General features: G+C 63.4%; 29 protein-coding genes and 1 riboswitch. Of the genes, 11 read left to right on the top strand and 18 right to left on the bottom strand.

What is annotated here, in order from left to right; genetic code table 11:
• The first annotated feature begins 2 nt into the window (after positions 1-2).
• The 3 genes from PARACOCCUSGL_RS0110655 to PARACOCCUSGL_RS0110645 are packed head-to-tail and all read left to right on the top strand — an operon-like array spanning position 3 to position 2,412.
• Positions 3-932, top strand: a complete 930-nt coding sequence (locus tag PARACOCCUSGL_RS0110655; RefSeq protein ID WP_010396204.1) for a bifunctional riboflavin kinase/FAD synthetase — start codon at positions 3-5, stop codon at positions 930-932.
• Positions 932-1,372 carry a YcgN family cysteine cluster protein gene (locus tag PARACOCCUSGL_RS0110650; RefSeq protein WP_010396202.1) on the top strand — a complete coding sequence of 147 codons (441 nt, stop codon included), beginning with the start codon at positions 932-934 and terminating at the stop codon, positions 1,370-1,372. Before PARACOCCUSGL_RS0110655 ends, PARACOCCUSGL_RS0110650 begins: the two co-directional genes overlap by 1 nt.
• Entirely contained in the window at positions 1,369-2,412 is a 1,044-nt protein-coding gene (locus tag PARACOCCUSGL_RS0110645) for a low specificity L-threonine aldolase (RefSeq protein WP_010396200.1), read from the top strand. Before PARACOCCUSGL_RS0110650 ends, PARACOCCUSGL_RS0110645 begins: the two co-directional genes overlap by 4 nt.
• Here PARACOCCUSGL_RS0110645 and PARACOCCUSGL_RS0110640 read toward each other — a convergent pair.
• Genes PARACOCCUSGL_RS0110640 through PARACOCCUSGL_RS0110630 form a run of 3 tightly spaced genes read right to left on the bottom strand, consistent with a single transcriptional unit; the run spans position 2,409 to position 4,530 of the window.
• On the bottom strand, positions 2,409-2,891 hold the full coding sequence (locus PARACOCCUSGL_RS0110640; protein WP_010396198.1) for a CinA family protein: 483 nt from the start codon (positions 2,889-2,891) through the stop codon (positions 2,409-2,411). The two genes, PARACOCCUSGL_RS0110645 and PARACOCCUSGL_RS0110640, sit on opposite strands and share 4 nt — an antisense overlap.
• On the bottom strand, positions 2,888-3,385 hold the full coding sequence (locus PARACOCCUSGL_RS0110635) for a phosphatidylglycerophosphatase A (protein ID WP_010396197.1): 498 nt from the start codon (positions 3,383-3,385) through the stop codon (positions 2,888-2,890). Before PARACOCCUSGL_RS0110635 ends, PARACOCCUSGL_RS0110640 begins: the two co-directional genes overlap by 4 nt.
• Positions 3,382-4,530 (bottom strand): bifunctional 2-C-methyl-D-erythritol 4-phosphate cytidylyltransferase/2-C-methyl-D-erythritol 2,4-cyclodiphosphate synthase, encoded by a 1,149-nt coding sequence (locus PARACOCCUSGL_RS0110630; RefSeq protein ID WP_029372029.1) that lies wholly within the window; start codon positions 4,528-4,530, stop codon positions 3,382-3,384. Before PARACOCCUSGL_RS0110630 ends, PARACOCCUSGL_RS0110635 begins: the two co-directional genes overlap by 4 nt.
• Before the next feature lie 151 nt (positions 4,531-4,681).
• On the opposite strand from PARACOCCUSGL_RS0110630, the gene rpiA reads away from it, so the two are divergent.
• The 4 genes from rpiA to hflC are packed head-to-tail and all read left to right on the top strand — an operon-like array spanning position 4,682 to position 9,165.
• Positions 4,682-5,407 carry a ribose-5-phosphate isomerase RpiA gene (gene rpiA / locus PARACOCCUSGL_RS0110625; RefSeq protein WP_010396193.1) on the top strand — a complete coding sequence of 242 codons (726 nt, stop codon included), beginning with the start codon at positions 4,682-4,684 and terminating at the stop codon, positions 5,405-5,407.
• Positions 5,404-6,804, top strand: a complete 1,401-nt coding sequence (gene gorA, locus PARACOCCUSGL_RS0110620; RefSeq protein ID WP_010396192.1) for a glutathione-disulfide reductase — start codon at positions 5,404-5,406, stop codon at positions 6,802-6,804. Before rpiA ends, gorA begins: the two co-directional genes overlap by 4 nt.
• Before the next feature lie 58 nt (positions 6,805-6,862).
• Entirely contained in the window at positions 6,863-8,068 is a 1,206-nt protein-coding gene (gene hflK, locus PARACOCCUSGL_RS0110615; protein ID WP_010396191.1) for an FtsH protease activity modulator HflK, read from the top strand.
• Positions 8,068-9,165, top strand: coding sequence for a protease modulator HflC (gene hflC, locus PARACOCCUSGL_RS0110610; protein ID WP_010396190.1), 1,098 nt, complete (start codon positions 8,068-8,070; stop codon positions 9,163-9,165). Before hflK ends, hflC begins: the two co-directional genes overlap by 1 nt.
• A gap of 71 nt (positions 9,166-9,236) precedes the next feature.
• Here the strand turns inward: hflC and PARACOCCUSGL_RS0110605 are convergent, their stop codons facing one another.
• Entirely contained in the window at positions 9,237-10,418 is a 1,182-nt protein-coding gene (locus PARACOCCUSGL_RS0110605) for an AI-2E family transporter (protein ID WP_010396189.1), read from the bottom strand.
• A gap of 192 nt (positions 10,419-10,610) precedes the next feature.
• Positions 10,611-10,733: riboswitch (TPP riboswitch) on the top strand.
• 77 nt (positions 10,734-10,810) lie between these two features.
• Here PARACOCCUSGL_RS0110605 and PARACOCCUSGL_RS0110600 point away from each other — a divergent pair.
• Positions 10,811-11,452, top strand: coding sequence for a TenA family protein (locus PARACOCCUSGL_RS0110600; RefSeq protein ID WP_010396187.1), 642 nt, complete (start codon positions 10,811-10,813; stop codon positions 11,450-11,452).
• Between the two features lie 3 nt (positions 11,453-11,455).
• Here the strand turns inward: PARACOCCUSGL_RS0110600 and PARACOCCUSGL_RS0110595 are convergent, their stop codons facing one another.
• Positions 11,456-11,929, bottom strand: a complete 474-nt coding sequence (locus PARACOCCUSGL_RS0110595) for an NUDIX hydrolase (RefSeq protein ID WP_029372024.1) — start codon at positions 11,927-11,929, stop codon at positions 11,456-11,458.
• 87 nt (positions 11,930-12,016) lie between these two features.
• Complete coding sequence (locus PARACOCCUSGL_RS0110590; RefSeq protein ID WP_010396181.1) at positions 12,017-12,340, bottom strand: FYDLN acid domain-containing protein; 324 nt, start codon at positions 12,338-12,340, stop codon at positions 12,017-12,019.
• 148 nt (positions 12,341-12,488) lie between these two features.
• Between PARACOCCUSGL_RS0110590 and PARACOCCUSGL_RS0110585 the strand changes: the two genes are divergently transcribed.
• Both PARACOCCUSGL_RS0110585 and PARACOCCUSGL_RS0110580 read left to right on the top strand, forming a co-directional pair.
• Positions 12,489-13,172: a M48 family metallopeptidase gene (locus PARACOCCUSGL_RS0110585; RefSeq protein ID WP_010396178.1), complete on the top strand. Its 684-nt coding sequence runs from the start codon at positions 12,489-12,491 to the stop codon at positions 13,170-13,172.
• Positions 13,173-13,224: 52 nt separating this feature from the next.
• Complete coding sequence (locus PARACOCCUSGL_RS0110580) at positions 13,225-13,869, top strand: GntR family transcriptional regulator (RefSeq protein WP_010396176.1); 645 nt, start codon at positions 13,225-13,227, stop codon at positions 13,867-13,869.
• Positions 13,870-13,918: 49 nt separating this feature from the next.
• Here PARACOCCUSGL_RS0110580 and PARACOCCUSGL_RS0110575 read toward each other — a convergent pair whose 3' ends face one another.
• From PARACOCCUSGL_RS0110575 to scpA, 5 genes are all read right to left on the bottom strand, one after another.
• Positions 13,919-15,235: a homoserine dehydrogenase gene (locus tag PARACOCCUSGL_RS0110575; RefSeq protein ID WP_010396174.1), complete on the bottom strand. Its 1,317-nt coding sequence runs from the start codon at positions 15,233-15,235 to the stop codon at positions 13,919-13,921.
• Between the two features lie 65 nt (positions 15,236-15,300).
• Entirely contained in the window at positions 15,301-15,834 is a 534-nt protein-coding gene (locus tag PARACOCCUSGL_RS0110570; RefSeq protein ID WP_010396172.1) for a hypothetical protein, read from the bottom strand.
• The gene (locus tag PARACOCCUSGL_RS0110565) at positions 15,822-16,646 is read right to left on the bottom strand and encodes a hypothetical protein (protein ID WP_010396170.1); all 825 of its coding nucleotides are present in this window, start codon (positions 16,644-16,646) and stop codon (positions 15,822-15,824) included. The genes PARACOCCUSGL_RS0110570 and PARACOCCUSGL_RS0110565 overlap by 13 nt, the downstream gene beginning before the upstream one ends.
• 61 nt (positions 16,647-16,707) lie before the next feature.
• Positions 16,708-17,196, bottom strand: coding sequence for a GNAT family N-acetyltransferase (locus PARACOCCUSGL_RS0110560; RefSeq protein ID WP_029372022.1), 489 nt, complete (start codon positions 17,194-17,196; stop codon positions 16,708-16,710).
• Positions 17,197-17,264: 68 nt separating this feature from the next.
• Positions 17,265-19,409 (bottom strand): methylmalonyl-CoA mutase, encoded by a 2,145-nt coding sequence (gene scpA / locus PARACOCCUSGL_RS0110555; protein WP_010396166.1) that lies wholly within the window; start codon positions 19,407-19,409, stop codon positions 17,265-17,267.
• A gap of 57 nt (positions 19,410-19,466) precedes the next feature.
• On the opposite strand from scpA, the gene PARACOCCUSGL_RS0110550 reads away from it, so the two are divergent.
• The gene (locus tag PARACOCCUSGL_RS0110550) at positions 19,467-19,994 is read left to right on the top strand and encodes a DUF4174 domain-containing protein (protein WP_010396164.1); all 528 of its coding nucleotides are present in this window, start codon (positions 19,467-19,469) and stop codon (positions 19,992-19,994) included.
• Between the two features lie 127 nt (positions 19,995-20,121).
• Here the strand turns inward: PARACOCCUSGL_RS0110550 and PARACOCCUSGL_RS0110545 are convergent, their stop codons facing one another.
• The 7 genes from PARACOCCUSGL_RS0110545 to PARACOCCUSGL_RS0110515 form a co-directional block, all read right to left on the bottom strand.
• A complete protein-coding gene (locus PARACOCCUSGL_RS0110545; protein WP_010396162.1) occupies positions 20,122-22,179 on the bottom strand; it encodes an acetyl/propionyl/methylcrotonyl-CoA carboxylase subunit alpha in 2,058 nt (685 codons plus the stop codon).
• A 99-nt stretch (positions 22,180-22,278) separates the two neighbouring features.
• Positions 22,279-22,503 (bottom strand): hypothetical protein, encoded by a 225-nt coding sequence (locus tag PARACOCCUSGL_RS0110540; RefSeq protein WP_029372019.1) that lies wholly within the window; start codon positions 22,501-22,503, stop codon positions 22,279-22,281.
• Positions 22,504-22,569: 66 nt separating this feature from the next.
• Positions 22,570-22,815, bottom strand: a complete 246-nt coding sequence (locus PARACOCCUSGL_RS0110535; protein ID WP_010396156.1) for a hypothetical protein — start codon at positions 22,813-22,815, stop codon at positions 22,570-22,572.
• A 142-nt stretch (positions 22,816-22,957) separates the two neighbouring features.
• Positions 22,958-23,392, bottom strand: a complete 435-nt coding sequence (locus tag PARACOCCUSGL_RS0110530; RefSeq protein ID WP_010396154.1) for a hypothetical protein — start codon at positions 23,390-23,392, stop codon at positions 22,958-22,960.
• A 93-nt stretch (positions 23,393-23,485) separates the two neighbouring features.
• Positions 23,486-23,617: a hypothetical protein gene (locus tag PARACOCCUSGL_RS22590; protein ID WP_010396153.1), complete on the bottom strand. Its 132-nt coding sequence runs from the start codon at positions 23,615-23,617 to the stop codon at positions 23,486-23,488.
• A 184-nt stretch (positions 23,618-23,801) separates the two neighbouring features.
• A complete protein-coding gene (locus tag PARACOCCUSGL_RS0110520) occupies positions 23,802-24,455 on the bottom strand; it encodes a DUF6497 family protein (RefSeq protein WP_010396150.1) in 654 nt (217 codons plus the stop codon).
• 24 nt (positions 24,456-24,479) lie between these two features.
• Positions 24,480-26,012, bottom strand: coding sequence for an acyl-CoA carboxylase subunit beta (locus PARACOCCUSGL_RS0110515; RefSeq protein WP_010396147.1), 1,533 nt, complete (start codon positions 26,010-26,012; stop codon positions 24,480-24,482).
• Between the last annotated feature and the right edge of the window lie 8 nt (positions 26,013-26,020).

Below are 26,020 nucleotides of genomic sequence, written 5' to 3'. Positions count from 1 at the left end.
GATTGCGCATCCATAACGACTGGAAAGCTCTGCCGCTCGATGCCCGCGGGGCGACTGTCGCCATGGGCAATTTCGACGGCGTTCATCTGGGGCATCGCTCGGTTATCGACGCGGCTCGTGCCGCCTGCGATGCGCCCCTGGGCATCATCACCTTTGAGCCGCATCCGCGCGAATTCTTCTTTCCCGACGCCGCGCCATTCCGGCTGATGAACGCGGAATCGCGGGCGAACCGGCTGGCGCGGCTGGGGGTCGAACATCTGTATCAGCTGCCCTTTGACGCCGTTCTGGCCGGTCTGTCGCCCGAGGCTTTTGCGCGTGAGGTACTGGTACAGGGCCTTGGCGTGCGCCATGTCACCGTCGGTGAGGATTTCTGCTTTGGCCGCCAACGTTCGGGCAACGCCCAGACCCTGACACAACTGGGGCAAGAGCTTGGTTTTGGGGTCACCGTGGCGCCGCTGATCGGCAATGGCGAGGTCGAATACAGCTCGACCGAGATCCGCAAGGCGCTGGCCGCCGGCCGCACCCGCGATGCCGAGCGTATGCTTGGCCATTGGCACCGTATCGACGGCGAGGTGCTGCATGGCGACAAGCGCGGCCGTGACCTTGGCTATCCGACCGCCAATATGGCGGTGGACGGGCTGCACCTGCCTGCACTTGGCATTTACGCTGTGCTGGTCGATGTGCTGACCGGGGCTGATCGCGGCAGTTACAAAGGCGTGGCAAGCCTTGGCGTGCGGCCCATGTTTGGTCAAAACCGGCCCAATCTGGAAGTTCATCTTTTTGATTTCGCGGCTGATCTTTATGGTCAGCACCTGTCGGTCGCGCTGGTTGAATATCTGCGCCCCGAGGCAAAGTTTGACAGTCTTGAGGCGCTGATCGCGCAAATGGACCGCGACAGTGCCCAGGCGCGCGAGATCCTGGCGACGCGCTGATGCGCCCGCGGTTCTGGGAGCAGCCCCTTGATTCCCTCGATTCCGAGGAGTGGGAGGCGCTGTGCGACGGGTGCGGCAAATGCTGCCTTAACAAGATCGAATATGAGGACACGGGCGAACTGGCGTTCACTCGCGTCGCCTGCCGGCTGCTGGATGGCGAGACCTGCCGCTGCATGAGCTATCCGAACCGCCATGACTATGTGCCCGATTGCGTGGTCCTGACCCCCAAGAAGCTGGCCGAGATCGCCTGGTGGCTGCCCGCGACCTGTGCCTATCGGCTGCGGGCCGAGGGCAAGCCGCTTTACGACTGGCACTATCTTATCTCGGGCGATCCCGAATCGGTCCATCTTGCCGGGGCATCGGTGCGCGGCTGGACGGTCAGCGAATTGACGGTGACCGAAGACGACTGGGACGAACATATCATCGAGGATCTGGCATGAATTTTGCCTCGGACAATGCGGGCGGCGTCCATCCCCGCATCATGGCGGCGCTGGCTGCTGCAAACGAAGGCCATGTGCCATCCTACGGTCAGGACAGCGTGACGCTGGCGGCTCAGGATCGGCTACGCGGGCTTTTTGACGCCCCCGACGCGGCGGTTCATTTCGTGACCACAGGCACGGCTGCCAATGCGCTGGCGCTGTCGATGCTGTCGCCGGGCTGGGGCAAGATCTTTTGCCATCCCGATGCCCATGTGCAGACCAGCGAAACCGGCGCGCCCGAGTTCTTTACCGCGGGTGCCAAGCTGGTGCCTGTTCCGGGGACGGGCGGCAAGATGACGCCCGAGTCGCTTTCCGAAGCGCTGCATGTTCATGGTCGCGATGCCGTTCATGCCGGAGAGAACGCGGCGCTGACCCTGACCAACGCCACCGAATGGGGAACGGTCTATTCCCCGGCCGAGGTCGAGGCGCTGACCGCCGTCGCCCACGCCAAAGGTCTGGGCGTGCATATGGACGGGGCGCGGTTTGCCAATGCATTGGCCGCGCTTGATGTTTCGCCCGCTGATCTGACCTGGAGGGCAGGGGTCGATATCCTCTCACTCGGTGGTACCAAGAACGGCTGTATGGCAGTCGAGGCGGTGCTGATCTTTGATCCCGCCCGGTCCGAAGAGTTCGAATTTCGCCGCAAACGTGCCGGGGCGCTGATCTCGAAGCACCGTTATCTGGGGGCGCAGATGCTCGCCTGGCTGGAGGGCGATCTGTGGCTGGATCTGGCCCGTCACGCCAATGCCATGGCCAGTGAGCTGGCTCTGGGGCTGGCGCGTCTGCCCGGTGTCAGCATCGACCAGCGCGTCGAAAGCAACGCCGTCTTTGCCACCATTCCGGCAGAGCTGCATGACCGCGCCCGCGCCAGCGGGATTGCATATCACCTGTGGCCGCACACCCAGAGCGCCCTGGCCGATGAGCCGGTCTCGATCCGTCTGGTCTGTGGCTGGGATACGCGCCCCGAGGACGTCAGTGCCGCCCTGCAGGTGCTGGCCTAGGAAAGCGCAGCGCTAAGCAGCGCCAGCGCATGGCGGACCGTGGCGGCGCGTACGGCATCGCGGCCGCGCGGGCCAAATTCGACCGTTTCGGTCCGCACGCCCTGTGCATCGGCGATGCCAAAGCAGACCCGGCCCTCGGGCTTATGCTCGGACCCTCCCGGCCCGGCAATCCCGGTGACGGCGACCGCAACCCCGGCCTGAGAGCGGGCCAGCGCGCCCGCCGCCATCTCGGCCGCGATTTCTTCGCTGACCGCTCCATGGACGGTAAGCGTCTCGGGGCGGATGCCCAGCATCTCGATCTTGGCGGCGTTGGAATAGGTCACAAAGCCCCGATCCACCGCATCCGACGACCCCGGCACATCGGTCAGCCGCCCGGCGATCAGCCCGCCGGTGCAGCTTTCGGCAGTGGCGATCATCACCCCTCGCCGGCGGGCAAGCTCAAGAACATCGGCAGGATCGACAGGGGCAGGGTCGGTCACAACATCGGCTCCAGCACCGCATGATAAATCCCGGCAAGGATGACCGAAACCAGCCCGGCAAACAACCCGGCCCACAGGTCATCCAGCATTACCCCGACGGTGCCGCCACGCCGGTCGGCACGTCCGACCAGCCACGGTTTCCATATGTCAAAAAGGCGAAACAGCAGGAAGGGCACGACAAACCCCGGCCATGCATCAAGGATCGAAACCCCGTGCCGCGCAAGCGGGATCACTGTAAAGCACATCGCCAGCCATTGGCCGGCAACCTCGTCAATCACCACCTCCGACGGGTCGCCGTCGGCGCTTTGCGCAAGGACGGCGGGCAAGGCCCAAAAGCCCAGCAGGGTTGCAAGAGCAAAGCCCGCCGGGATCAGCATCGGGTGGATCAGCTCATAAGCCGCGACGCCCAGCACCACTGCCGCGGCGGAACCCCAGGTGCCGGGCGCGGGGCGCAGATGGCCGATGCCAAAGAAAGTTGCGATCAGATGCTTCATGGCGCGCCCTTGATCAGCGTGGCGGTGGCAATGGCGGCGATGCCTTCCTCGCGCCCGGTAAAGCCCAGCCGCTCCGAGGTGGTGGCCTTGACGCTGACCCGATGGGCCTCGATTCCGATGATCTCGGACAGGCGCAGCATCATCGCCCCGGCGTGAGGGCCGACCTTGGGCCGTTCGCAGATCAGCGTCACGTCGACGTTAGAAATCTCATAGCCCATCTGGCGCGCCAGCATTGCGGCATGGCGCAGAAAGATATGGCTCTCAGCCCCTTTCCATTGCGGGTCCGAGGGCGGGAAATGCCGCCCGATATCGCCTTGGGCCAATGCGCCATAGATCGCGTCGGTCAGCGCATGCATCCCCACATCGGCATCCGAATGGCCAAGCAACGCTTTGTCATGCGGGATTTTCACCCCGCACAGCCAGACGTGATCGCCCCCGGTAAAGGCATGTACGTCGAACCCGTTGCCAAGGCGAATGTCCATTCCGTCCCCCAAGATACGTTCGGCCCGGGCAAAATCCTCGGGCCAGGTGAGTTTCAGATTATCGTCATCGCCCGGCGTCACGGTAACAGGCAGACCGGCGCGGATCGCCAGTTCCACATCATCCGCCGCACCTTCGGGATGGGCGCGATGGGCAGCAAGAATTGCATCAAGCGCGAAACCCTGCGGGGTCTGGGCGCGAAACAACCCCTCGCGGCTGGCGGTGCCGGTGACATGGCCTTTCTCAGCGCGCCACAGCGCATCGGTGACGGGCAGGGCCGGGGCGGCAGCCGGGGCGCCAGATTCAAGCGCAGCGACCACCGCCTTGATCACCGGGGCTGAGACAAGCGGCCGGGCGCCGTCATGGATCAGCACATGGGTCACGCCGCTGCCCTCAAGGCTTTCCAGTGCGGCGCGCACGCTTTCGGATCGGGTGGCACCGCCCGCGACCAGCACCACTGGTCCGGCAAGCTCGGCCACACCGTGCGCCATATCCTCGGGCGCAAGGGTCACGACGATGCGCGAAAAGCCGGAAAAGGCGGCGATGCTGCGCGCGATGACGCTTTGTCCGGCAAGGCGGCGCCATTGCTTGGGCGGACCGTCCCCGGCGCGGGTGCCGCGGCCAGCGGCGGTGATGATGGCGGCATATGTGGCGGGTATCGTCATGTTGGCCAGCTTTAGGTCAGCCGCCCGCGCGAGGCAATCGCCGACCGTCGGGCTTTTCGTTGCGCCTTTTGGGGTGCAGCAAGTGTGGCCCACGCCCAGAGTTCTGCGTATAAGGACGCCAAGCGTGAACCTCTGCCAAGGACAATTGCCGATGACCGATCCCTCGATTGCCGATCTTTCCAAGGATGCTGCCGCCCGGGCCGCCGTGGCACTGGTCGAGCCGGGGATGCGGCTTGGGCTTGGGACCGGCTCGCCCGCCGCAGTCTTTGTGCGCCGGTTGGCCGAACGGGTAAAAGCCGAGGGGTTTTCGCTGCGATGCGCCGCCACCTCGAAAGCGACGGCCGAGCAGGCGACCAGCCTTGGCCTGCAAGTCGAAGAGCTGGATGAGATCGGCTGGCTTGATCTGACCATCGACGGGGCGGATGAGGTTGATCCCGATCTGAACCTGATCAAGGGCGGCGGTGCTGCGCATCTGCGCGAAAAGATCGTCGCCACCGCGTCCAACCGCATGGTGGTGATCGCTGACCAGAACAAGGTTGTCGAGCAACTGGGCCAGTTTCATCTTCCGGTCGAGGTGATTCCCTTTGGCTGGCAGGCGACGCGCACCCTGATCCAGCGTGCGCTTGAACGGCTTTCGCTTTGGCCGCGCCCGATCCTGTTGCGCAAACGCGGTGAAGAACCTTTGCGCACGGATGAGGGCAATCTGATCCTTGACCTCGCGCTTGAGGCCATTCCCGACCCTGAGGCACTGGCGGCCGAACTTTCGGCAATTGCCGGAGTGGTTGAACACGGGCTTTTCCTGAATATCTGCCAACTGGCGATCATCGGCCGGCCTGATGGTTCGGTGGTCACACTGCGGCGTGAGGACAAGGAATGAAATTCGATTACGACCTTTTCGTTATCGGCGGCGGCTCGGGCGGGGTGCGCGCAGCGCGCATCGCGGCGGGCGAATACGGTGCCCGGGTGGGGCTGGCTGAAGAAAGCCGTATGGGCGGTACCTGCGTCATTCGCGGCTGTGTGCCGAAAAAGCTGATGATCTTTGCCTCGCAAGCCGGCGCCGCAGCGACAGAATCGCGCGGCTATGGCTGGCAGGGTGCTGGCGAGGGCAGCTTTGACTGGACCAGCTTTCACGGCAAGCTTGAACGCGAACTGGACCGGCTGGAGGGCGCATATTCCTCGGGCCTGTCGAATGCGGGGGTCGAGGTTCATATGCAGCGCGCAAGGCTGCATGATGCGCATACGGTCGAACTGGCGGACGGTCAGCGCCTGACCGCCAAACATATCCTTATTGCCGTAGGCGGCCGGCCGCAGCGTCCTGATATTCCGGGCAAAGAGCTGGGGCTGATCTCGGACGATCTGTTCACGCTCGATCGGCTTCCGGGTCGGGTGCTGGTGGTGGGGGGCGGTTTTATCGCCTGCGAATTCGCCACCATCCTGCAGGGTCTTGGCAGCGCGACTGTCCTTGCCTATCGCGGCGATGCGGTCCTGCGCGGCTTTGACGATGAGATGCGCCGCCATGTCACCGAACAGCTGCGTACCGTCGGCATCGACGTGCGGCTGAACACCAATCCGGCGCGACTGGATCGCGAAGGTGCGGCCGTCCGCGTCGGTTTCGAGGACGGCAGCAGCGAGGTCTTTGACGCAGTGATGTTTGCGACCGGTCGCGCACCCTATACCAAGGGGCTTGGGCTCGAAGAGGCTGGCGTCCGCCTTGGTCGCAAAGGCGAAATCGTTGTGGACGAGTGGTCGCAAAGCTCGGTCCCCTCGATCTATGCCGTGGGCGATGTGACCGACCGCGTGAATCTGACCCCGGTGGCGATCCGCGAAGGACACAGCTTTGCTGATACGGTCTTTGGTGCGCGTCCCCGCAAGGTCGATCACCGGCTGGTAGCCAGCGCCGTCTATACCCGCCCGCATGAGCTGGCGACCATAGGTGTGACCGAGGAAGAGGCCGCGGCCATCGGCCCCGCTGACATCTATGTCGCTAGCTTCCGGCCAATGCGTTCACTGTTTGCGGGGTCGGATGCGCGGGCGGTGATGAAGCTGATCGTCGATGCCGAAACCGACCGGGTGCTTGGCTGTCACATCTTTGGCCCCGAGGCAGGCGAGATGATCCAGATGGTTGCGGTGCCGATGGGCATGGGCGCGACCAAGGCCGACTTTGACGCAGCCATCGCCGTGCACCCGACACTTGCCGAAGAGCTTGTGACCATGCGCAAACCCTCGCGCCGGGTCGGGGTGGAAAAGACTGACAAACCTGCCGCATCGGCTTGATTTTTCGGCCCAAGGCACCAGTTTCAACCAGACAGACATAGAACGAGGCACGAGACGCATGGCACCACAAGGCCCCTGGGGCGGCGGCGGAGATGACGGCAAGGGCGGCAAAGAGCCGCCGCAAGGGGGCGGTCAGCGCCCCTGGGGCAGCGCAGGGGGCGGCAGGGACAACCGGCCGCAAGGCCCTCAACGCGGCGACCAGATTCCCGAAATCGAAGAGCTGGTGCGCAAGGGTCAGGACCGGCTGCGCGTGCTGATGGGCGGCAAAGGCGGCTCGGGTGGCAATCGCGGCGGCGGACCGCGCCGCCCGCAAGGCCCCCAGTTCCAGATGAGCCGCGGTGCCTGGGGCCTGGCGGCGCTTGCAGTGGTCGCGGTCTGGGTCTTTACCAGCTTTTACACCGTCAAGCCCGAGGAACGCGCAGTCGAGCTGCTGTTCGGCAAGCCGGTCGGCACGGGTGAGCCGGGCCTGAACTTTGCGCCCTGGCCCTTTGTCACCGCCGAGGTCGTGCAGGTCTCGGGTGAGCGGACGACCGAAATCGGCACCGGCCGGGCAGGTCCGATGGATTCGGGGCTGATGCTGACTCGCGACCAGAACATCGTGGATATGGCATATCAGGTGGTCTGGAACATCTCGGACCCCGAGAAATTCCTTTTCAACCTCGCCGACCCCGAAGACACGATCCGCGCCGTCTCGGAATCGGCGATGCGCGACATCGTGGCACGGTCGGAACTGGCGCCGATCCTGAACCGCGACCGGGGTGCCATTGCCGACGACCTGAAACTTGCGGTGCAGAACACGCTGAACGACTATGAGGCGGGGATCAACGTGCTGCGCGTCAACCTTGACCGCGCCGACCCGCCGCGCGAGGTCATCGACAGTTTCCGCGAAGTGCAGGCCGCCCAGCAGGAACGCGACCGGCTTGAGAAAGAGGCCGATGCCTATGCCAACCGCGTGCTTGCAAGCGCCCGGGGTGAGGCTGCCGCCGTGATTGAACGTGCCGAGGCCTATCGCGCCGAGGCAGTGAACACAGCCGAGGGTGAGGCCGCGCGCTTTAACTCGGTCTATGCAGAATATGTGAAGGCGCCTGAAGTTACGCGCCGCCGGATGTATCTGGAAACCATGGAGAAAATCCTTGGCGGCGTGAATAAGGTCATTCTGGATGGCGAAGGCGGGCAGGGCGTCGTGCCCTATCTGCCGCTGGATCAGCTGCGCAGCAGGGCGCCCGGCTCTGCCAATACCAATACCGGCGGAGGGAACCAGTAATGAATCGCGCCATTTCGCTTTTGGCTCTGCCGTTTCTGGTCGTGGTGGCTGTTCTGGTCGTCGCTGCGCTTTATATCGTCGATGTGCGTGAAAAGGCGCTGGTCCTGCGCTTTGGCGAGGTGGTCGAGGTGCGCGAAGAGCCCGGTCTGGGCATCAAGGTGCCTTTCCTCGACAATGTGGTGAAATACGACGCCCGCATCCTTGGCCTGCCGACCCCGCCGATGGAGGTGACGCCTCTTGATGACCGCCGTCTGGTCGTCGACGCCTTTGCACGCTGGCAGATTACCGATGTCGTGCAGTTCCGCCGCGCGGTAGGCGCAGGCGGTATCGAGTTCGCTCAGCGCCGGCTTGAACCGATCGTGACCAATGCCATCCGTCAGGTGCTGGGTTCGGTCCCCTCAACCACTGTTCTGTCTGATGACCGGACCCCGCTGATGAACCGCATCCGCGACCTTGCGCGCGAAGATGCCAAAGATCTGGGCATCCGGGTCATTGACGTGCGTCTGACCCGCACCGATCTGCCCGAGCAGAACCTGACCGCCACCTATGCCCGGATGCGGGCCGAGCGTGAGCGTGAAGCGGCTGATGAGATCGCCCGTGGTGGTGAGGCCGCGCAGCGCGTCCGCGCCGCTGCCGACCGTACCGTGGTCGAGCTGACCTCCGAGGCGCGCAAGCGGGCCGAGGTGATCCGGGGTGAGGCCGATGCCCGTCGTAACGCGATTTATGCCGATGCTTTCGGCCGCGACCCTGAATTCTTTGCCTTCACCCGCTCGATGACCTCTTACGAGCGTGCGCTGAAGGGCGAGAACAGCTCGCTGGTTATCAAACCCGAGGGCGAGTTCTTTGACTATCTGCGTTCGGATGGTGCAGAGAACGCCCGCCCGGTGCCGCTGCCTCCCCCGGCTGCTGCTGCCACCGAGGCGGCGGATGAGGGCGATGTTCAGGGGGCTTTGCAGCCGGGTGAAACCCCTGCGCCGGTCCAGACGAACCGCGACGGCCAGCCCCTTGGGGCCAATGCGGGGGTGACGCTGACGCCCTTGCCGGAAACGCTGGCCAGCCCGCCGCAAGAAGAACCGGTGGTCACGCCCACCGAATGATCCGGGAAGGATCTGAATAGCAAAAGGGCGGGACAAGATGTCCCGCCCTTTTCTCATGCCTGTTTTCCGTTTCACTCGATGCGGGCGGCCTGCCGCTGTTCCTCTTCGGCCAGTTCGCGCTGCCATTCCCGCCAGATTGATACCAGCAGCGCCATCAGCACCGGGCCGACAAACAAACCCACGATACCCATGGTCTTGACCCCGCCGATCAGGCCGAAAAACGTCGGCAGGAAGGGCAGCTTGACCGGTCCTCCGACCAAGACCGGGCGGATGGTCTTATCGACTACGAAAAGCTCGCAAGTGCCCCATAAAAACAGCGCCGCCCCCGCTACGGGCGAGCCGCTGGCAGCAAGATAGGCCGAGACAAGGGTAAAGCACAGCGGTGCGCCACCCGGGATCAGCGCCATAAAGCCGGTGATGACGCCAAATGTCACGGGTGAGGGGACACCAGCCAGCCAATAGGCCAGCCCCAGCACCACACCTTCGCCAATCGCAATCAGGGTCATGCCGGTCACTGTCGAGCTGATGGTTGCAGGCACAACGCGCGACAGCCGCTCCCACCGGTCGGGCAGGATGCGCCGGCCGACCTGGTCGATCTGGGCGACAATCCGATCTCCGTCGCGGTAAAGCACGAACAGCGTAATCAGCATGAAAAGCAGCGTCAGGGCCAGATGAAAGGCCAGCGTTCCGGCTGTCACCGCACCGCGATAGATAGCCCCGATATTCGAGCCGCTGACCAGCTGCACGATCTCGCTGATGCCGCCCGGGCGGCCGACATAGTTCTGCCAGTTCTCGTCCAGCCAGTCTCCGATCTGGGGCAGCTCAACCATCCATGCCGGGGTTGGTGCGCCAGAACTGTTGATCATAATCGCCCAGTTGATCCAGTCGCGCAGCTCCCGAAAGGCATAGATCAGCGCCATGGCGATGGGAATCAGCAGAAAGCAGACCAGTACCAGCACCAGAAGCGTCGCCGCTCCGGTCCGGCCGAGATTGAGCTGAAATGCCGCGCGGTCGCGCAGGGGCCAACTTGCCAGCGCGATGACCGAGGCGGCCAACACAGGCACCAGAAAGCCGTGAAAGAAATAGACCGAAGCCGCCACGATAGCGAGCAGCAGCCAACGCGCAGCCGATATATTGGTCAGCAGGGGGGGGCGGTGCAGGCGCAGCCCGACCTGTTTCTGGCCTTGCCGCAACGCGGCGGTGGGGTTCGGTGCTGTCGCGCTTGTCGGTTTCGGCATTTCGCCTGTCGTCATGGTCCCGATCCTGCCTGCGTGCGGGTAAGCCCGCCATGTCGCAACAGGATAACATCTGGCCCCGGGCTGCAAGTCGGAATGCCACCCCGCCACGCGGGCAAGTCCTTGATCCCGGCTCACGATCCTGTGTGCTGGCCTGCGCGCGGGCGATCCGGACGATGCGTGACAGCCCCTCCCGACCCGGCTAACCTGTCGCGCACCAGGGGGTGTCCCGGCAAGGGGCTGAGAGGCTGCTGGCGCATATACTGCGCGGCGCGGCGACCCTTTGAACCTGATCCGGATCATGCCGGCGAAGGGATGGGAAGGGACCAGCCCGTCATCTGCCCGCCCTTTGCCGGCCCCACTGCGAGGCCGTCCGACTATCCGGTCTTGCCCCCGCCAAAGAGGATGCGATGACCGAAACCTTTTTTGAAACCTTGCGCCAGGAAACCGTTGCCCAATGGGATGCCGCCGTGAATCACCGCTTTGTGCGCGAGCTTTGCACGGGCGAGATCAGCGATGCGGTCATGGCGCGCTATCTGGTGCAGGATCACCGCTTTCTGGATGCTTTTCTGACGCTTCTTGGGGCGGCAATCGCCTCGGCAGACCGGTTCGAATCGCGCCTGCGCTTTGGCCGCTTTGCCGGCATGGTCTCAGGGGATGAAAATGATTATTTCCTGCGCGCCTTTGATGCGCTGGGGGTCAGCGCCGAGGCTCGTGCGCAGATCCCCGACAGCGCGCCAACCACGGGTTTTCAGGCCCTGATGCGCGAGGCTGCTGCGACGCGCAGCTATCCAGCGGTGCTGGCAGTGCTGAATGTGGCCGAAGGTCTATATCTTGACTGGGCAAGCCGTGCGCCCCAACCGCTGCCCCCGAATTTTGTCCATGCCGAGTGGATTACCCTGCACGATAATCCCTTTTTCCGCGATTTTGTCGCGTTCCTGAAAAAGGAACTTAATCGCGTCGGCTCACAGGGGGCGGATCAGGCACGGGACTTTTTCCGCCGGGCCGTTCAGCTGGAGCTGGAGTTTTTCGATGATAGTTACACTGGTTAGCGATTAATTCTCGACAATTTCGAGATGCAGTGGACCATTTGGCGGACCGCATTCCCGGTAGTCGAGAATGATGCGCAGCAGCCCGGCAGGCGCTATCCTCTCGGAGGTGTGGCGCAATTCAGGCGGGCTCCACCAGCGGAACTCACGAAAGGTGGCGGCCTCGGGCGCGTTAAGTACCCGGGGCACAAATTCCGGGGTCTCGATCAGAAAGTAGTCCTCGGACTGCCGCCAGCGGTGCTGGTGCAGGGTCATCATGACCTGCCGTTTCCAGACCAAAGGGCCAAGGGCGGGCAGGGTAAAGCCCAACTCTTCGGCCAGTTCGCGGCGCAGGGTTTCTTCGGGCGTCTCACCCGGCTCAACGCCGCCGCCGGGAGTGATCCACCAATCGCCGCCGCCGTAATCGACACGCATCAGCAACACCCGGTCCCCGGGTGTCAGCAGAATGGCCCGCATGGCCTGTCGGTCGATGATCCTCATGCAGTCTGGGCCTTGGACAACAGGCAAAAGAAAAGGCCCCGATCCGGCACATGGCCGGGACCGGGGCCCCAATATGGTCAGCGACGCTTACTCGTCGTCATTGTCCGGCACATCGGCGATGTCATCCAGCGACACGTCGCCGTCGTCATCGTCATCATCCAGCAGATCGTCATCCAGATCGCCGGCATCGGCGTCATCGTCCAGATCGTCGTCAACAACCAGATCCGTTTGATCGTCATCGCGCGAGGCGGTCTTTTCCGCGATCAGCGAGCGTGTGCGGCCGTTGCTCAGGCTTTCCACCGTGAACTCGGCCCCGCAGGCGGGGCAGGTCATCGGATCGTTAGTCAGATCGTAAAAGCGCGTGGCGCAATGGGGGCAAAGGCGTTTCGTGCCCCATTCCTCTTTGGGCATGGTGTTCTCTTTCTGCCGCGTTCAGCTAAATCCGCTGTCCCCTGCCACAGCCGGAACAGGCTGTCAAAGCCTTTTCCCCCTTGCAGGGCAGAGGTGGTGCAGGGGAAACATGGGGCCAGAGGCAATGCTTGGCAAGATGCGATAAATCATGGACAGGATTCTGGTCGGAGGCGACATTCCCGTGACGTTGCGCCGTTCGGCCCGGGCGCGACGCATGACGCTGCGCGTTACACGGGCGGGGGGCGAGGTGGTCCTGACCCTGCCCAGCCGCGCCAGCCTAGCTGCAGGCCGTGCCTTTGCCGAATCGCGAGCCGAGTGGCTGCGCAATACGCGCGCAGGGATGCCGCCCCTGCAGCTGGCCGAACCCGGCGCGCTATTGCCTGTCGAGGGGCGGTTGCGGCGCATCGTCCCGGCAGCGACGCGGCGGATCGAGCTGGCCGGGGACGCAATCCTTGTCCCCGAACACCGCCCGGCCGGAGTGGTGGTTGAGGCATTTCTGAAACATCTGGCACAGGCGCGGCTGGCACCCGCCTGCGACCGTCATGCTGCGGCATTGGGACGCGGCTTTCAGGCGCTGGTCCTGCGTGACACCCGCTCGCGCTGGGGCAGCTGCACCCATGACGGCAGGCTGATGTTTTCATGGCGCCTTGCCATGGCCCCACCCGAAGTACTGGACTATGTCGCAGCGCATGAGGTCGCGCATCTGGCGCATATGGACCACTCGCCAGCCTTCTGGGCCGCGACCGCCCGCCTGCGGCCTGATTACGCCCGGCAACGCGCCTGGCTGCGCGCCCATGGCCATGAGTTGCAGGCATGGCGTTTTCGTGGCTGAAAGGGTCGCTCCTTTGCCTTGACGGCGGCCCCGTTTGTGATCACATGCGGGCATGAGTCCTTCGCGTTCCTCGGAAACCTCGGCCCATGAGCGGCTGTATCGTAACCTGCGTCAGCGCATCATGCTGGGCGAACTGCCGCCCGGTCAGGCGCTGACCCTGCGCGGCATCGCCGCCGAGCATCGCGTCTCGATGACACCCGCGCGCGAGGCGGTGCGGCGGCTGGTAGCCGAAGGGGCACTGTCGCTATCGTCATCGGGACGTATCGCCACGCCGGAACTGTCGGTCGAGCGGATCGAAGAGCTGGCGGCGCTGCGCGGCCTGATCGAGCCAGAACTGGCCTCACGCGCGCTGCCGCGCGCCCATCAGGCGCTGATCGAGCGTATGGCAGTCATCAACGCCGCTATTGGCGAGGCCGCAGAAAGCCATGACGCCATCGGCTATATCCGCACCAATCTTGAATTTCATCGCCTGCTTTACCTGCGTGCGCAGGCCCCGGCGATGCTTGCCATCGTCGAGACGGTCTGGCTGCAACTGGGACCGACGATGCGGGCGCTATATGGCCGGGTCAAACGCAATGAGCCGCCGCGCCATCACCGCATGATCCTCGCCTCACTGCGCGCGGGCGATGAACCGGGTCTGCGGCTGGCCGTGCGCGCCGATGTGACACACGGGCTACGCCATCTGGGCACGACCTGAGGCCATGCCGGACGAAGGGGGGTAAGCCCGGCGCATAGGCCGGGCCCCCTCAGACCTCTTCGATTCGCAACTCGACCGGCTCGCCTGCGATCACGCCGGTGCGGGGCAGGGCCTCGATTGCGTGGTCGATAGCCTCGGGCGTGGTCTTGTGGGTGACGATCAGCACCGGCGCGATGCCTTCATGACCCGAGTGGCCATATTGCCGCATCCGGTCGATCGAGATACCGGAATCGCCCAGGACCGCGGCAACCTTGGCCAGCGCTCCGGGTTTGTCGGTCAGTTGCAGGCGGATGTAATAAGCCGCCGGCACCGCCGTCCGGGCCGGTTGCGGAACCGACAGCCTGGCTGCGGGCTGGCCAAAGCTGGGAATACGCACGCCGCGCGCGATTTCGACCACATCCGAGATGACAGCACTGGCGGTCGGACCTTCGCCCGCACCTGCGCCGCGCAGTACGATCTGACCGACCGAGTCGCCTTCGATCACCACCATGTTGGTACCGCCCTGCAATTGCCCCAGCGGGCTGTCAGCAGGGACCAGACAAGGCGACATGCGCTGTTCAAGCCCGCGCCCGGTCATCTGCGCCACACCCAGCAGTTTAATGCGATAGCCCATATCGGCGGCGCGGCGGATGTCGTCGATGCTGACGCGCTCAATCCCCTCGATCTCGACTGCGTCAAAACTTGGGCGGGTGCCAAAGGCAATGGCGGCAAGGATCGCAAGCTTGTGGCTGGCGTCGATCCCGCCCACGTCAAGCGTCGGGTCGGCCTCTAGGTAGCCAAGCTGGCGTGCCTCTTCAAAGACGGTCTCATAGGGCAGGCCGGCGCTTTCCATCCGGGTCAGGATGTAGTTGCAGGTGCCGTTCATGACCCCCATGACGCGGCGGATCTCATTGCCTGCCATCGATTCAGTCATCGCCTTGATGACGGGGATGCCGCCTGCCACCGCTGCCTCGAACCGCAGGACGCGGCCATTCGTCTCGGCCAGCCCGGCCAGCTCCTGGCCGTGGATCGCAAGCAGCGCCTTGTTTGCGGTGACCACGTCCTTGCCGGACTTCAGCGCCGCCAGCACCGCTTCGCGGGCAATGCCTTCTTCGCCCCCGATCAGTTCGACGAAGATATCGACATCCTCGCGCAGCGCCAACGCGCGGGCATCATCTTCCCACGCGTAAGAGGACAGATCGACGTCGCGGTTTTTCATCCGGTCGCGGGCGCTGACAGCAGTAATGGTGATGGGTCGGCCAGCGCGAAGCCCAAGCAGCTCGGCATGTTTCTGGATGATCTTGACGGTGCCGGTGCCGACCGTCCCGAGACCTGCGATGCCGAGACGAAGCGGAGAGGCGTTTTGCCCCAAATTCTGGGCGGACATGCGAAACTCTTATCTATGGACCAAGAGGTGTTAGCGGATGAAACACGGGCTTGCAACGCGCTTGGCTAGGCCTCGTCGTCGCCGGCCCAATAGCCCTGGACACCCGTTGCCCGCATGACGCGCAGCACGCGGGCACCGATCTCGACCGTGTTTTCGCGGATGCGGTTCAGATCATCGACGCTAAGGGGGTCGCGTTGCACATCGCCCTTTGTGTTGACAAAGGCGGGATGCCAGCGCCCCCTTTCCTCGGTCGGTCGCCACGAGGCATGACAGAGCAGGTTGCGATGCAGCCGGATCTCGCCCAGATGGTCGGTGATCCGGTTACGGTCACGCAGCCCGGGATGGCGGCGCATCGCGGCATCAAGCTGCTCGATCAACGTGCCCATGGAATCATCGGCAAGATTGCTCATCCGGCTAAGCCAGGTCTGCAGCTCTTCTTCGGTCAGATCGTCTGCCAGACGGGCGCGATCAAGCGCATAGATGGTGCGCTTGATGATCTCTTCCAACCAGCCAAAACTTGCCACACATTGACCAAGTGCCGCAGAAAAATCCGAGGGCAGCGTGTAATGCGTCTCGGGCGGGGCTCCTATTCGCGCCATAATTTACTGACCCATGAAACAGGAAGAAGGTAATGGCGCAGGTGGCGCGACAGGCTTTCACGCCGACGCCCGTCAAAGGTGGCACGCAAGTGGTCCAGAGGTGCGCGATGGCTGTCCTTGTCGCTCCAGCGGCCAAGGATCGCGTCAGGCGGATTCAGGTCGCCAGGAAAGATCACGATGCGGGTTCCGTCCGGGATGCGCGCCTCGCGCAGATAGTTCAGCGGGAAATTCGGCACGCAATGCATGCGGAAATGCGCAAGCCACCCCCTGGGCCAGAATTTCACCCCGCCCGGAGCGTTGCGGGTCACAAAGCGCTGCTCATATTTGAACTTGTCGGCCGCCGCCTGCGGGTCGGCACGAAAGATGTCCTGCAAAGGTTTCAGCTTTCCAACCCGCATCCGATAAACCGAGGTCTGACCCATTTTCTCCAGCGGAGTATTCGGATTGAGCCCCAAAACCGTGTCATCCGGGTCGCCATAGGCAAAGAAATCATCAAGATTGCCGGTGATGATGACATCCAGATCCAGAAACAGCACCACACCTGTCACATCGCCCAGATCGCCCCATAGCCGCGACTTGGGCCATTTGCCTTTTGTGTTGACCGGAGCCTGATATTCGAACTCGGGCAGGGGACGCGCAGCGATATCAGGATGCAGGCCGCTGCCATCATCGGTAAAGCAATACAGCCGAAAGGGCGGGGTGATATTGCGTGCAACCATACCGTAAAGGCGGTTGACAAATTCCGGGCCGAATTTCGTACCCCATTTGATGCAGATAATCTGCTTGACCGTGCCGTTGCGCCCGTCGTTCATCCTGCCCCCGAGTCTTCGGGCTGCGAGTGTTCCACAGGCCCCGCCGACAGGCAAGGCAGGGTCATAGGATCTTCTGCAACAGGACCAGATCCAGCCAGCGGCCGAATTTTCGCCCGACCTGCGGCAGAACCCCGACCTGCCGGTAACCGACGGCGCGATGAAAGCCCAACCCGACCTCATTTTCGCCCGAGACGGCGGCGATCATGCTATGAGCACCGCCATTACGGGCGTGATCCTCGACCGCAGTCATCAACGCCCGGGCCAGGCCGCGGCCACGCGCAGCCGGGGCCAGAATGATACTGTGTTCCATGCAATGGGCATAGCCGTTACCACCCCGGAACTGGTCATAGGTCGCCAGGCCCAGAACCTCACCCCCCTCATCGGCGACAAGGAATTCGCGCCCCGCCGCGCGTCGGCCCGAAATCATCCGTGCCAGCCCGCCGGGCGTCTTTTCCTCGCTGGAAAAGGTGATCGTCGTTTCGCGGATCAACGGGTTCCAAAAGGCAAGAAGGGCCGGGATATCCTCATTCGTCGCGGGGCGCAGCGCCATGACCTGATCCTTTCCATCCTCTGCCTGCCGGGCGGCGGGGCGCAGGCACACCCCGCCGCCGTCTGCTGTTATGCCGCCCGCGCCTCGCGGATCAGTGTCAGGATATCGCGCGCGGCAGCCGGGATATTGGTGCCGGGGCCAAAGATTGCCTTGACGCCCGCCTTTTTCAGATAGTCGTAATCCTGTTGCGGGATCACCCCGCCGCAGATCACGATAATATCTCCGGCCCCCTGATCCTTCAGCGCCGCGATCAGCTTCGGGGCCAGCGTCTTGTGCCCGGCTGCCTGACTGGAGATGCCGACCACATGCACGTCATTGTCGATCGCGTCCTGAGCAGCCTCTTCGGGCGTCTGGAAAAGCGGCCCCACATCGACGTCAAAACCGATATCGGCAAAAGCAGTGGCGATCACCTTGGCGCCGCGATCATGGCCATCCTGACCCATCTTGACCACCAGCATGCGCGGGCGGCGGCCCTCTTCCTCGGCGAATTTCTCGACGTCGCGCTGGATCTGCGCGAACTCGTCGTCGCCCTCATAGGCGGCGCCATAGACGCCGGCCAATGTCTTGACCTCGGCCCGGTGGCGGCCAAACACCTTTTCCATCGCCATGCTGATCTCTCCCACGCTGGCCCGGGCGCGTGCGGCCTCGACCGCTGCCTCAAGCAGGTTGCCGCCCTGTTCCGCCCGCCGCGTCAACTCGTCCAAAGCCGCCTGACAGGCCGTTTCGTCCCGCGTCGTACGGATGCGGTTCAGGCGGGCGATCTGTGCCTCGCGCACCTTGATGTTGTCGATGTCGAGAATGTCGATCGGGTCCTCTTTCGTCAGCCGGTATTTATTCACGCCGACGATCACTTCTTCGCCCCGGTCGATCATTGCCTGACGGCGGGCGGCTGTTTCCTCGATCCGCAGCTTGGGCATCCCCGAGGCGACGGCTTTGGTCATGCCGCCCATGGCCTCGACCTCTTCGATCAGCGCCCAGGCCTTTTCTGCAAGCTCAGCGGTCAGACTTTCAACATAATAGCTGCCTGCAAGGGGGTCGACGACATGGGTGATGCCGGTTTCCTCTTGCAGGATCAGCTGGGTGTTACGGGCGATGCGGGCGCTGAATTCGGTCGGCAGCGCGATGGCCTCGTCCAGCGCGTTGGTGTGCAGCGATTGCGTGCCGCCAAGCGCCGCCGCCAGCGCCTCATAGGCGGTGCGTACGACGTTGTTATAGGGGTCCTGCTCTTGCAGGCTGACGCCCGAGGTCTGGCAATGGGTGCGCAACATCAGGCTGGAGGGTTTCTTGGGATCGAACTCTTTCATGATGCGGTGCCAGAGCAGGCGCGCGGCGCGCAGCTTGGCCGCCTCCATGAAGAAGTTCATGCCGATGGCGAAAAAGAACGACAGCCGCCCGGCGAACTGGTCCACATCCATGCCCCGTTTAAGGGCGGCGCGGACGTATTCGCGTCCGTCGGCCAGCGTATAGGCCAGCTCTTGCACAAGGTTCGCGCCCGCCTCCTGCATGTGATAGCCCGAGATCGAGATCGAGTTGAAACGCGGCATCTCGTTCGAGGTATATTCGATGATATCCGCAATGATCCGCATCGAAGGCTCGGGCGGATAGATATAGGTGTTGCGGACCATGAACTCTTTGAGGATGTCGTTCTGGATCGTCCCCGAAAGGACGGCGCGGGAATGGCCCTGTTCCTCACCCGTGACGATGAAATTCGCCAGAACCGGGATCACCGCACCGTTCATGGTCATCGAGACCGAGACCTTGTCTAGCGGGATGCCGTCGAACAGGATCTTCATATCCTCGACGCTGTCGATGGCAACGCCCGCCTTGCCCACATCTCCTTCGACCCGGGGGTGATCGCTGTCATAGCCGCGATGGGTGGCAAGGTCGAAAGCGACCGAGACCCCTTGCTGACCGGCCGCCAGCGCCTTGCGGTAAAAGGCGTTCGATTCCTCGGCAGTCGAAAACCCCGCATATTGCCGGATCGTCCAGGGGCGGCCCGCATACATCGTTGCGCGCGGGCCACGCAAAAAGGGCTCGATCCCCGGCAGGGTGCCCAGATGATCGACACCCTTCAGATCCTCGTCAGTGTACAGCGGTTTGACCGCAATCCCCTCAAGCGTGTGCCAGGTCAGGCCGTCGGGATCGGCGCCTTTCAGCTCTTTGCTGGCCAGCCTGCGCCATTCTTCCAGTGAAGCTTTCGTGCTTTCGCTCATTTTGCATCCTTTCCCACGGCGCCCGGGCTCTTATATGAAGGAAGAGAAGAGGGCGTGATGAAACTGAAACGGTTGATTTTTCTGGCGATGGTGCCGCTGGTTGCGGCGATGGGGTCCCGGCCCGATGGCGAGGCTGACGGGCATCGGCCGTATGTTCGCGGCGAGGTACCAGCGGCGCGCAACGACGGCAATGACGGCACACCGGCCGCGTCAAACACCGCCGAGCTGAGGGTTCTTTCCGCGAGTGAGGCCGAACCTTCGGAGTTTCTGTGGCAGGCGCGCGCAGTGGTGATCTTTGCTGACACGCCAGCCGATCCCGCCTTTGTCGAACAGCTCGCCGCCCTGCGCCGTGACCCTGCACCGCTGATCGCCCGAGATGTGGTGGTGATCACCGATGCAGATCCTTCGGCGGCAAGCCCGTGGCGGCGACAATTGCGGCCCGAGGGGTTTTCGCTGGTGCTGATGGACAAGGACGGGCAGGTCAAACAGCGCAAGCCCGTTCCTTGGTCGGTACGCGAAATCACCCGTGCCATCGACAAATTCCCCCTGCGCCTGCAAGAGATCGGCCGGGCAGGGCTGCCGTAAACCACCACATCAGCCGTGCCACCGTCGGGCAGATGGTAGCTATGGGTCGGGCTGAGGGCTTGCGCTGCAACCGGCATTTCTTACGCTCCTTTAACCGGGCGCAACGGATGCGCCCGGCGGTGCTGCGTCACTCGAACTCGATGATCACGTCATCGACCTTAAGGCTTTCGCCCGGCTTGGCGTTGACGGATTTCACCACCGCCTTTTTCTCGGCGCGCAGGATGTTTTCCATCTTCATCGCCTCGACGGTCGCCAGCGCCTGACCTTCCTGCACCTCGTCCCCGGCCTCGACATTGATGCGCACGACCAGACCCGGCATCGGGCAAAGCAGGAATTTCGAGGTATCGGGCGGCAGTTTCTCGGGCATCAGCCGCGCCAGCTCCGCAGCGCGCGGACGACGCACATAGGTCTTGAGGTCCGCGCCGCGCACCCGCAAGCGGAAGCCCGAGGGCAGGCGGTCCACCTTCATTACCAAGGGCGTACCATCGACCGACAGTCGCGCCAGCGACTGACCAGGCAGCCAGTCGCTTTCGACGCGAAGCTTGCTGCCGTCGATTTCGACCGTCGAGCCCTGGCGGTCGGCGGTAATGCGCACCGGGATTTCTTTGCCCGCGACAAAGACAACCCAATGTTCACCGACATGGCGTTCGTGATTATCGAGCCGGCCCGAGATGCGCGCGCGCCTGATTTCAGCCACGCGATGCATGGCGGCAGCCGATGCGGCGACGCGGATGATTTCGGTATCGGGCAGGGTCGCGCCCAGAAAGCCCTCGGGATATTCCTGTGCGATAAAGGCGGTCGAGATATCGCCCGAGACGAATTTCGGGTGATCCATCACCGCCGAAAGGAAGGGCAGGTTGTGGCCGATGCCCTCGACCTCGAATTCATCCAGGGCCAGCCGCATCTGCTCGATCGCCTCTGCCCGGGTCGGCGCCCAGGTGCAAAGCTTGGCGATCATCGGGTCATAGTACATGCTGATCTCGCCGCCCTCATAGACGCCGGTATCGTTACGCACCCCGGCAGCGGCGGCAGGCGGCTGGTCGCCCGGATGGGCGGGCACCCATTTCCCTGCCTCATGCATCGGGCCTGCCGCCGTCTCGCGCGGGGGGCGATAGCGCGTCAGCCGCCCGATCGAGGGCAGAAAGTTGCGATAGGGGTCCTCGGCATAAAGGCGGCTTTCGATGGCCCAGCCGTTGATCTTGAGATCTTCTTGCCGGAAGGGCAGCGGCTCGCCCGCCGCGACGCGGATCATCTGTTCGACCAGATCAATGCCGGTGATCAGTTCTGTCACCGGGTGTTCGACCTGCAGCCGGGTGTTCATCTCAAGGAAGTAGAAGTTCTTTTGGCCATCGACGATAAATTCGACCGTGCCCGCCGATGCATAGCCAACGGCTTTGGCCAGCGCCACAGCCTGTTCGCCCATGGCCTTGCGCGTGGCCTCGTCAAGAAAGGGCGAGGGCGCCTCCTCGATCACCTTCTGATTGCGGCGCTGGATCGAGCATTCACGTTCATGCACATAGACGCAATTGCCATGCTGATCGGCCAGAACCTGAATCTCGATATGCCGGGGCTGGGTAACGAATTTCTCGATAAAGATGCGGTCGTCGCCAAAGCTTGCCGCAGCTTCGTTACGCGAGCTTTCAAAGCCTTCGCGCGCCTCTTGCTCGTTCCAGGCGATCCGCATGCCCTTGCCGCCGCCACCGGCGCTGGCCTTGATCATCACCGGAAAGCCAATTTCTTTCGAGATCTTCACCGCCTCGTCAGCATCGGCGATCAGGCCCATATAGCCCGGAACCGTGCTGACGCCGGCCTCTTGCGCAAGCTTCTTCGAGGTGATCTTGTCCCCCATCGCCTCGATCGCGGGCGAGGGCGGGCCGATAAAGGCAACGCCTTCCTTTTCCAGCGCCTCGGCGAATTTCATGTTCTCGGACAGAAAACCGTAGCCGGGATGCACAGCCTCGGCCCCGGTCTGGCGGATCGCCTCCATGATCCTGTCAATGACGATATAGGACTGGTTGGCCGGGGAGGGGCCGATGTGGACCGCCTCATCCGCCATTTTGACATGCAGCGCATTGCGGTCTGCGTCGGAATAGACGGCGACGGTCTGGATGCCCATCTTTTTGGCGGTCTTGATGACCCGGCAGGCGATCTCGCCCCGGTTGGCGATCAGGATTTTCTTGAACATGCTTCCTTCCCTTGGGGCAGATCCCGGACATGAGAAAACCGCCCCGGCAAAACGCCGGGACGGCTTGAAAAAGGCAACAAATTGTGGATGCGCGGCTGGTTAGCGGCGCGAAGGCTCACACAGCCGGACGTCGTCGCACAGCGCACCGGCGGCAGCGCCGATGGCAGCGCCCTTGGCGACGTTATGGCCGCCGACATAAGCTGCGGTCGCGCCAACGCCGGCGCCGATGAGGCCGCGATCCATGTCGGTCGGATTGATGCCCTGGGTGCAGCCGGCAAGACCGGTGAGGCCCAGCCCCAGCACCAATACGAGTTTCTTAGACATCTCGTTTGCTCCGGGATGAGGGCGGCGGCGCAGGGCTGGTACCCCGCACCCCCGGCCCGGTTAAGTTCAGTAGTTGCGCTGGCAAACGCCGGCGTCGTCGCACAGCGCCCCGCCCGCAGCCCCGATAAGCGCGCCGGTCGCCACGTCACCGTCGACGATCTTGGCGACCGCCGCACCGGCCAGAGCACCGCCGGCAGCGCGCTGCGCGTCGGGCGACAGGCCGGTGGCGGTGCCGTAACCCTGGTCGCAGGCAGCGAGACCGGCGACCAGAAGAACCGCGCCGGAAAGACGGAGGAGGACGGAAGTTTGCATAGCTTTTTGCCTGTATTATGGACCCGTATACGGGCCGTTGATGATAGAGGTGCGCACAATATTACATGCGCCCCGCCGGGAAAAAACTGACAACGCTGTGAAAATGGGGCGCTACGCAACAATCCGCCCATCCTCCGGCCTGTCATCGGCGGTCGTCCTCGTCGTCCGGATCGCCTTCTTCCTCCCAGTCCTCATCCCAATCGCCGTCATCCTCCCAGTCGAATTCGGGGGCATCCTTGGCGAAAAGTTCGGGGAAAGCGGCCTCGGCGCGCTTCAGATCGACGCGCAAAAGCTGTCCGTAGTCAGTCGGGTCCAGTTTTCCGACGGCAACAACTTCGCGGCCGATGAGCCAGGACAGGCGTCCGGCATCAAGGTTACCGCGTTCGAACGGCTCTTCGCCGAAATGTTCGATCAATGCGGCGAGGAAAGCAGTATCTGCACGGCGGTCGGCCGGTTTGCGGTCGCGATAGCGTTCGCGCCGGACCAGCGGCGTTGCGCCTTTCTTGTTGGCGCGGCGGATAGTGAATTGAAAGTCAGAGCCCGGTAGGCGGCCCGGAAAGCCGCGATGCTTCAGCATGTCTTGCCCCCTGCGAGGTTTGCATAAGCGCGCGGGGGCAGGTCGGGGCGCGGATGGCGCGGGCCGCCTTGCAGCCCGCGCGCGGCCAATGGATTAGTTGGCGCCGTATTTGCCCTGGAACACCGGCTCGGGCTGGATGACCGGCGTGGTGACTTCGGGCTCTTTCTTGGCGCAGGCCGCGGCGAGGCCAACGAGGACCAGGGCCAGTGCAAGCTTCTTCGACATGTTGTCGTGCTCCTGTAATACGGGACGCTGGGGTCCCGACTGCTCGGTTGAGATTCGGCCGCCCAATGCGACCGTGTCGCTATGATAGCCAGCCACGTTGACGCCTGACAGCAGCGGTGCTTGCCCTTAGGCGCGGGTCGCATGGCCTGTGGCAGGCTTGCATCAGCAAGGAACGGAAAACACATCACCACGGCTCCCATTCGCAGGTGTCCTGGTCGGGGGGCAGGCGAAACGCCTCAAAGATCTGCACCGCCTCGGGATCGAAAGTACCAAAGGGGATTTCGCGGTCGGCAAGGCTGATGACGATCTGACCCGGGCGTGGCGCAGGGCTGGCGATGCGTGGCAGGACCCAGTTTTCGCACAGCCATACGATATCGTCATGAACAGGGTCCTGGGCCAGAACGTCGGGGGCAGCGGGCACCGGCTCGTCAAGCATGGCGTCTGCCTCCTGCTCTTCGGCCATGTCGGGGGCATCGGCCTCGGCCATGTCCTCAAGCGTCGCCGGGTCAATCAGCCCGTCGTCCGAACCATTCTCACTGACCGTGCCGCTTTCGGTGTCGATGTCGATCGGGCCGCGCGGCTCTTCTTCGAAATCCGAGGCAGGGCCGCTGGTCGCGGGCACCCGGGCGGCCAGATCAGGCATGACAAAGCGAAAGCGGTAGGTCAGGCCGAACCCCCCGGCATTGTCTTGTCGCGTCTCGACCCAACGCACCATCGCACCCGAGGGCAGGGTGATCGAGGGCTCTTTCGCACCGGCTTCGGCGATGGCAGCATGCGCCGCCCCGGCCAGAACGGCCGGAGGCGTCAGCAGCAAGCCGATCACCGCTAGTCTTGCCATGGTTCCTCCCCTGGGCCTGCGCAGTCAGAGCGGAATGTTGTCGTGTTTTTTCCACGGGTTCGCCAGCTTTTTGCCCCGCAGTGAGGCAAAGGCGCGGGCGACGCGGCGGCGGGTCGAATGGGGCTGGATCACCTCGTCGATGAAGCCCTTTTCGGCGGCGACAAACGGGTTTGCAAAGCTGTCTTCGTAATCCCTGGTCCGCTGCGCGATCTTTTCGGAATCGCCAAGCTCGCTGCGGTAAAGGATCTCGACCGCGCCCTTGGCGCCCATCACTGCGATCTCGGCCGTGGGCCATGCATAGTTGAAATCGCCGCGCAGGTGTTTCGAGGCCATAACGTCATAGGCCCCGCCATATGCCTTGCGGGTAATGACCGTGACCTTGGGTACTGTCGCCTCGCCATAGGCAAACAGCAGCTTGGCCCCGTGCTTGATGACGCCGCCATATTCCTGTCCCGTACCCGGCAAAAAGCCCGGCACATCGACAAAGGTCAGGATCGGGATTTCGAAAGCGTCGCAGAAGCGCACAAAGCGCGCGGCCTTGCGACTGGAATCGATGTCAAGGCAACCCGCCAGCACCATCGGCTGGTTGGCAACGACGCCCACCGTCTGCCCCTCGATGCGGATAAAGCCAATGATGATGTTGGCGGCATAGTCCTTTTGGACCTCGTAGAAATCGCCCTCATCCGCAATCTTCAGGATCAGCTCTTTCATGTCATAGGGCTGGTTGGGGTTATCGGGGACCAGCGTATCAAGGCTGGCCTCGACGCGGTGCGGATCGTCAAAGAAGGGGCGTGTCGGCGCCTTTTCGCGGTTGTTGAGCGGCAGGAAATCGAACAGCCTCCGGATCTCGGACATGGCCTCGACATCGTTTTCAAACGCACCGTCGGCGACCGAGCTTTTCCTGGTATGGGTCGAGGCTCCGCCCAGCTGCTCTGCCGTCACCACCTCATTCGTCACCGTTTTGACCACATCGGGGCCGGTCACGAACATGTAGCTGGTGTCCTTTACCATGAAGATAAAGTCGGTCATCGCAGGCGAATAGACCGCGCCGCCAGCACAGGGGCCCATGATGACCGAGATCTGCGGCACCACGCCCGAGGCCATGATATTGCGCTGAAACACCTCGGCATAACCCGCAAGCGAGGCGACGCCCTCCTGAATACGCGCACCGCCCGAGTCGTTCAGCCCGATGACAGGGGCGCCGTTCTGCATCGCCATATCCATGATCTTGCAGATCTTCTGGGCATGGGTTTCCGACAGCGAGCCGCCAAAGACGGTGAAGTCCTGCGAAAAGACATAGACCATACGGCCGTTGATCGTACCCCAGCCCGTGACAACCCCGTCACCATAGGGGCGGTCCGCCTCCATGCCGAAATCGGTCGAACGGTGGCGGACGAACATGTCGAACTCCTCAAACGAGCCCTCGTCCAGCAAAAGCTCAAGCCGTTCGCGCGCGGTCAGCTTGCCACGGGCGTGCTGGGCGTCGATGCGCCGCTGCCCACCGCCCAGCCGCGCATCGCGGCGGCGCGATTCCAGTTCGCCGAGGATGTCCTTCATGAGCCGTC

It is taken from the genome of Paracoccus sp. TRP (assembly GCF_000185925.1).
Classification (GTDB): Bacteria; Pseudomonadota; Alphaproteobacteria; order Rhodobacterales; family Rhodobacteraceae; genus Paracoccus; species Paracoccus kondratievae.
Note: the sequence above shows the minus strand (reverse complement) of the source record. Positions and strands in the feature narration are given on the sequence as shown.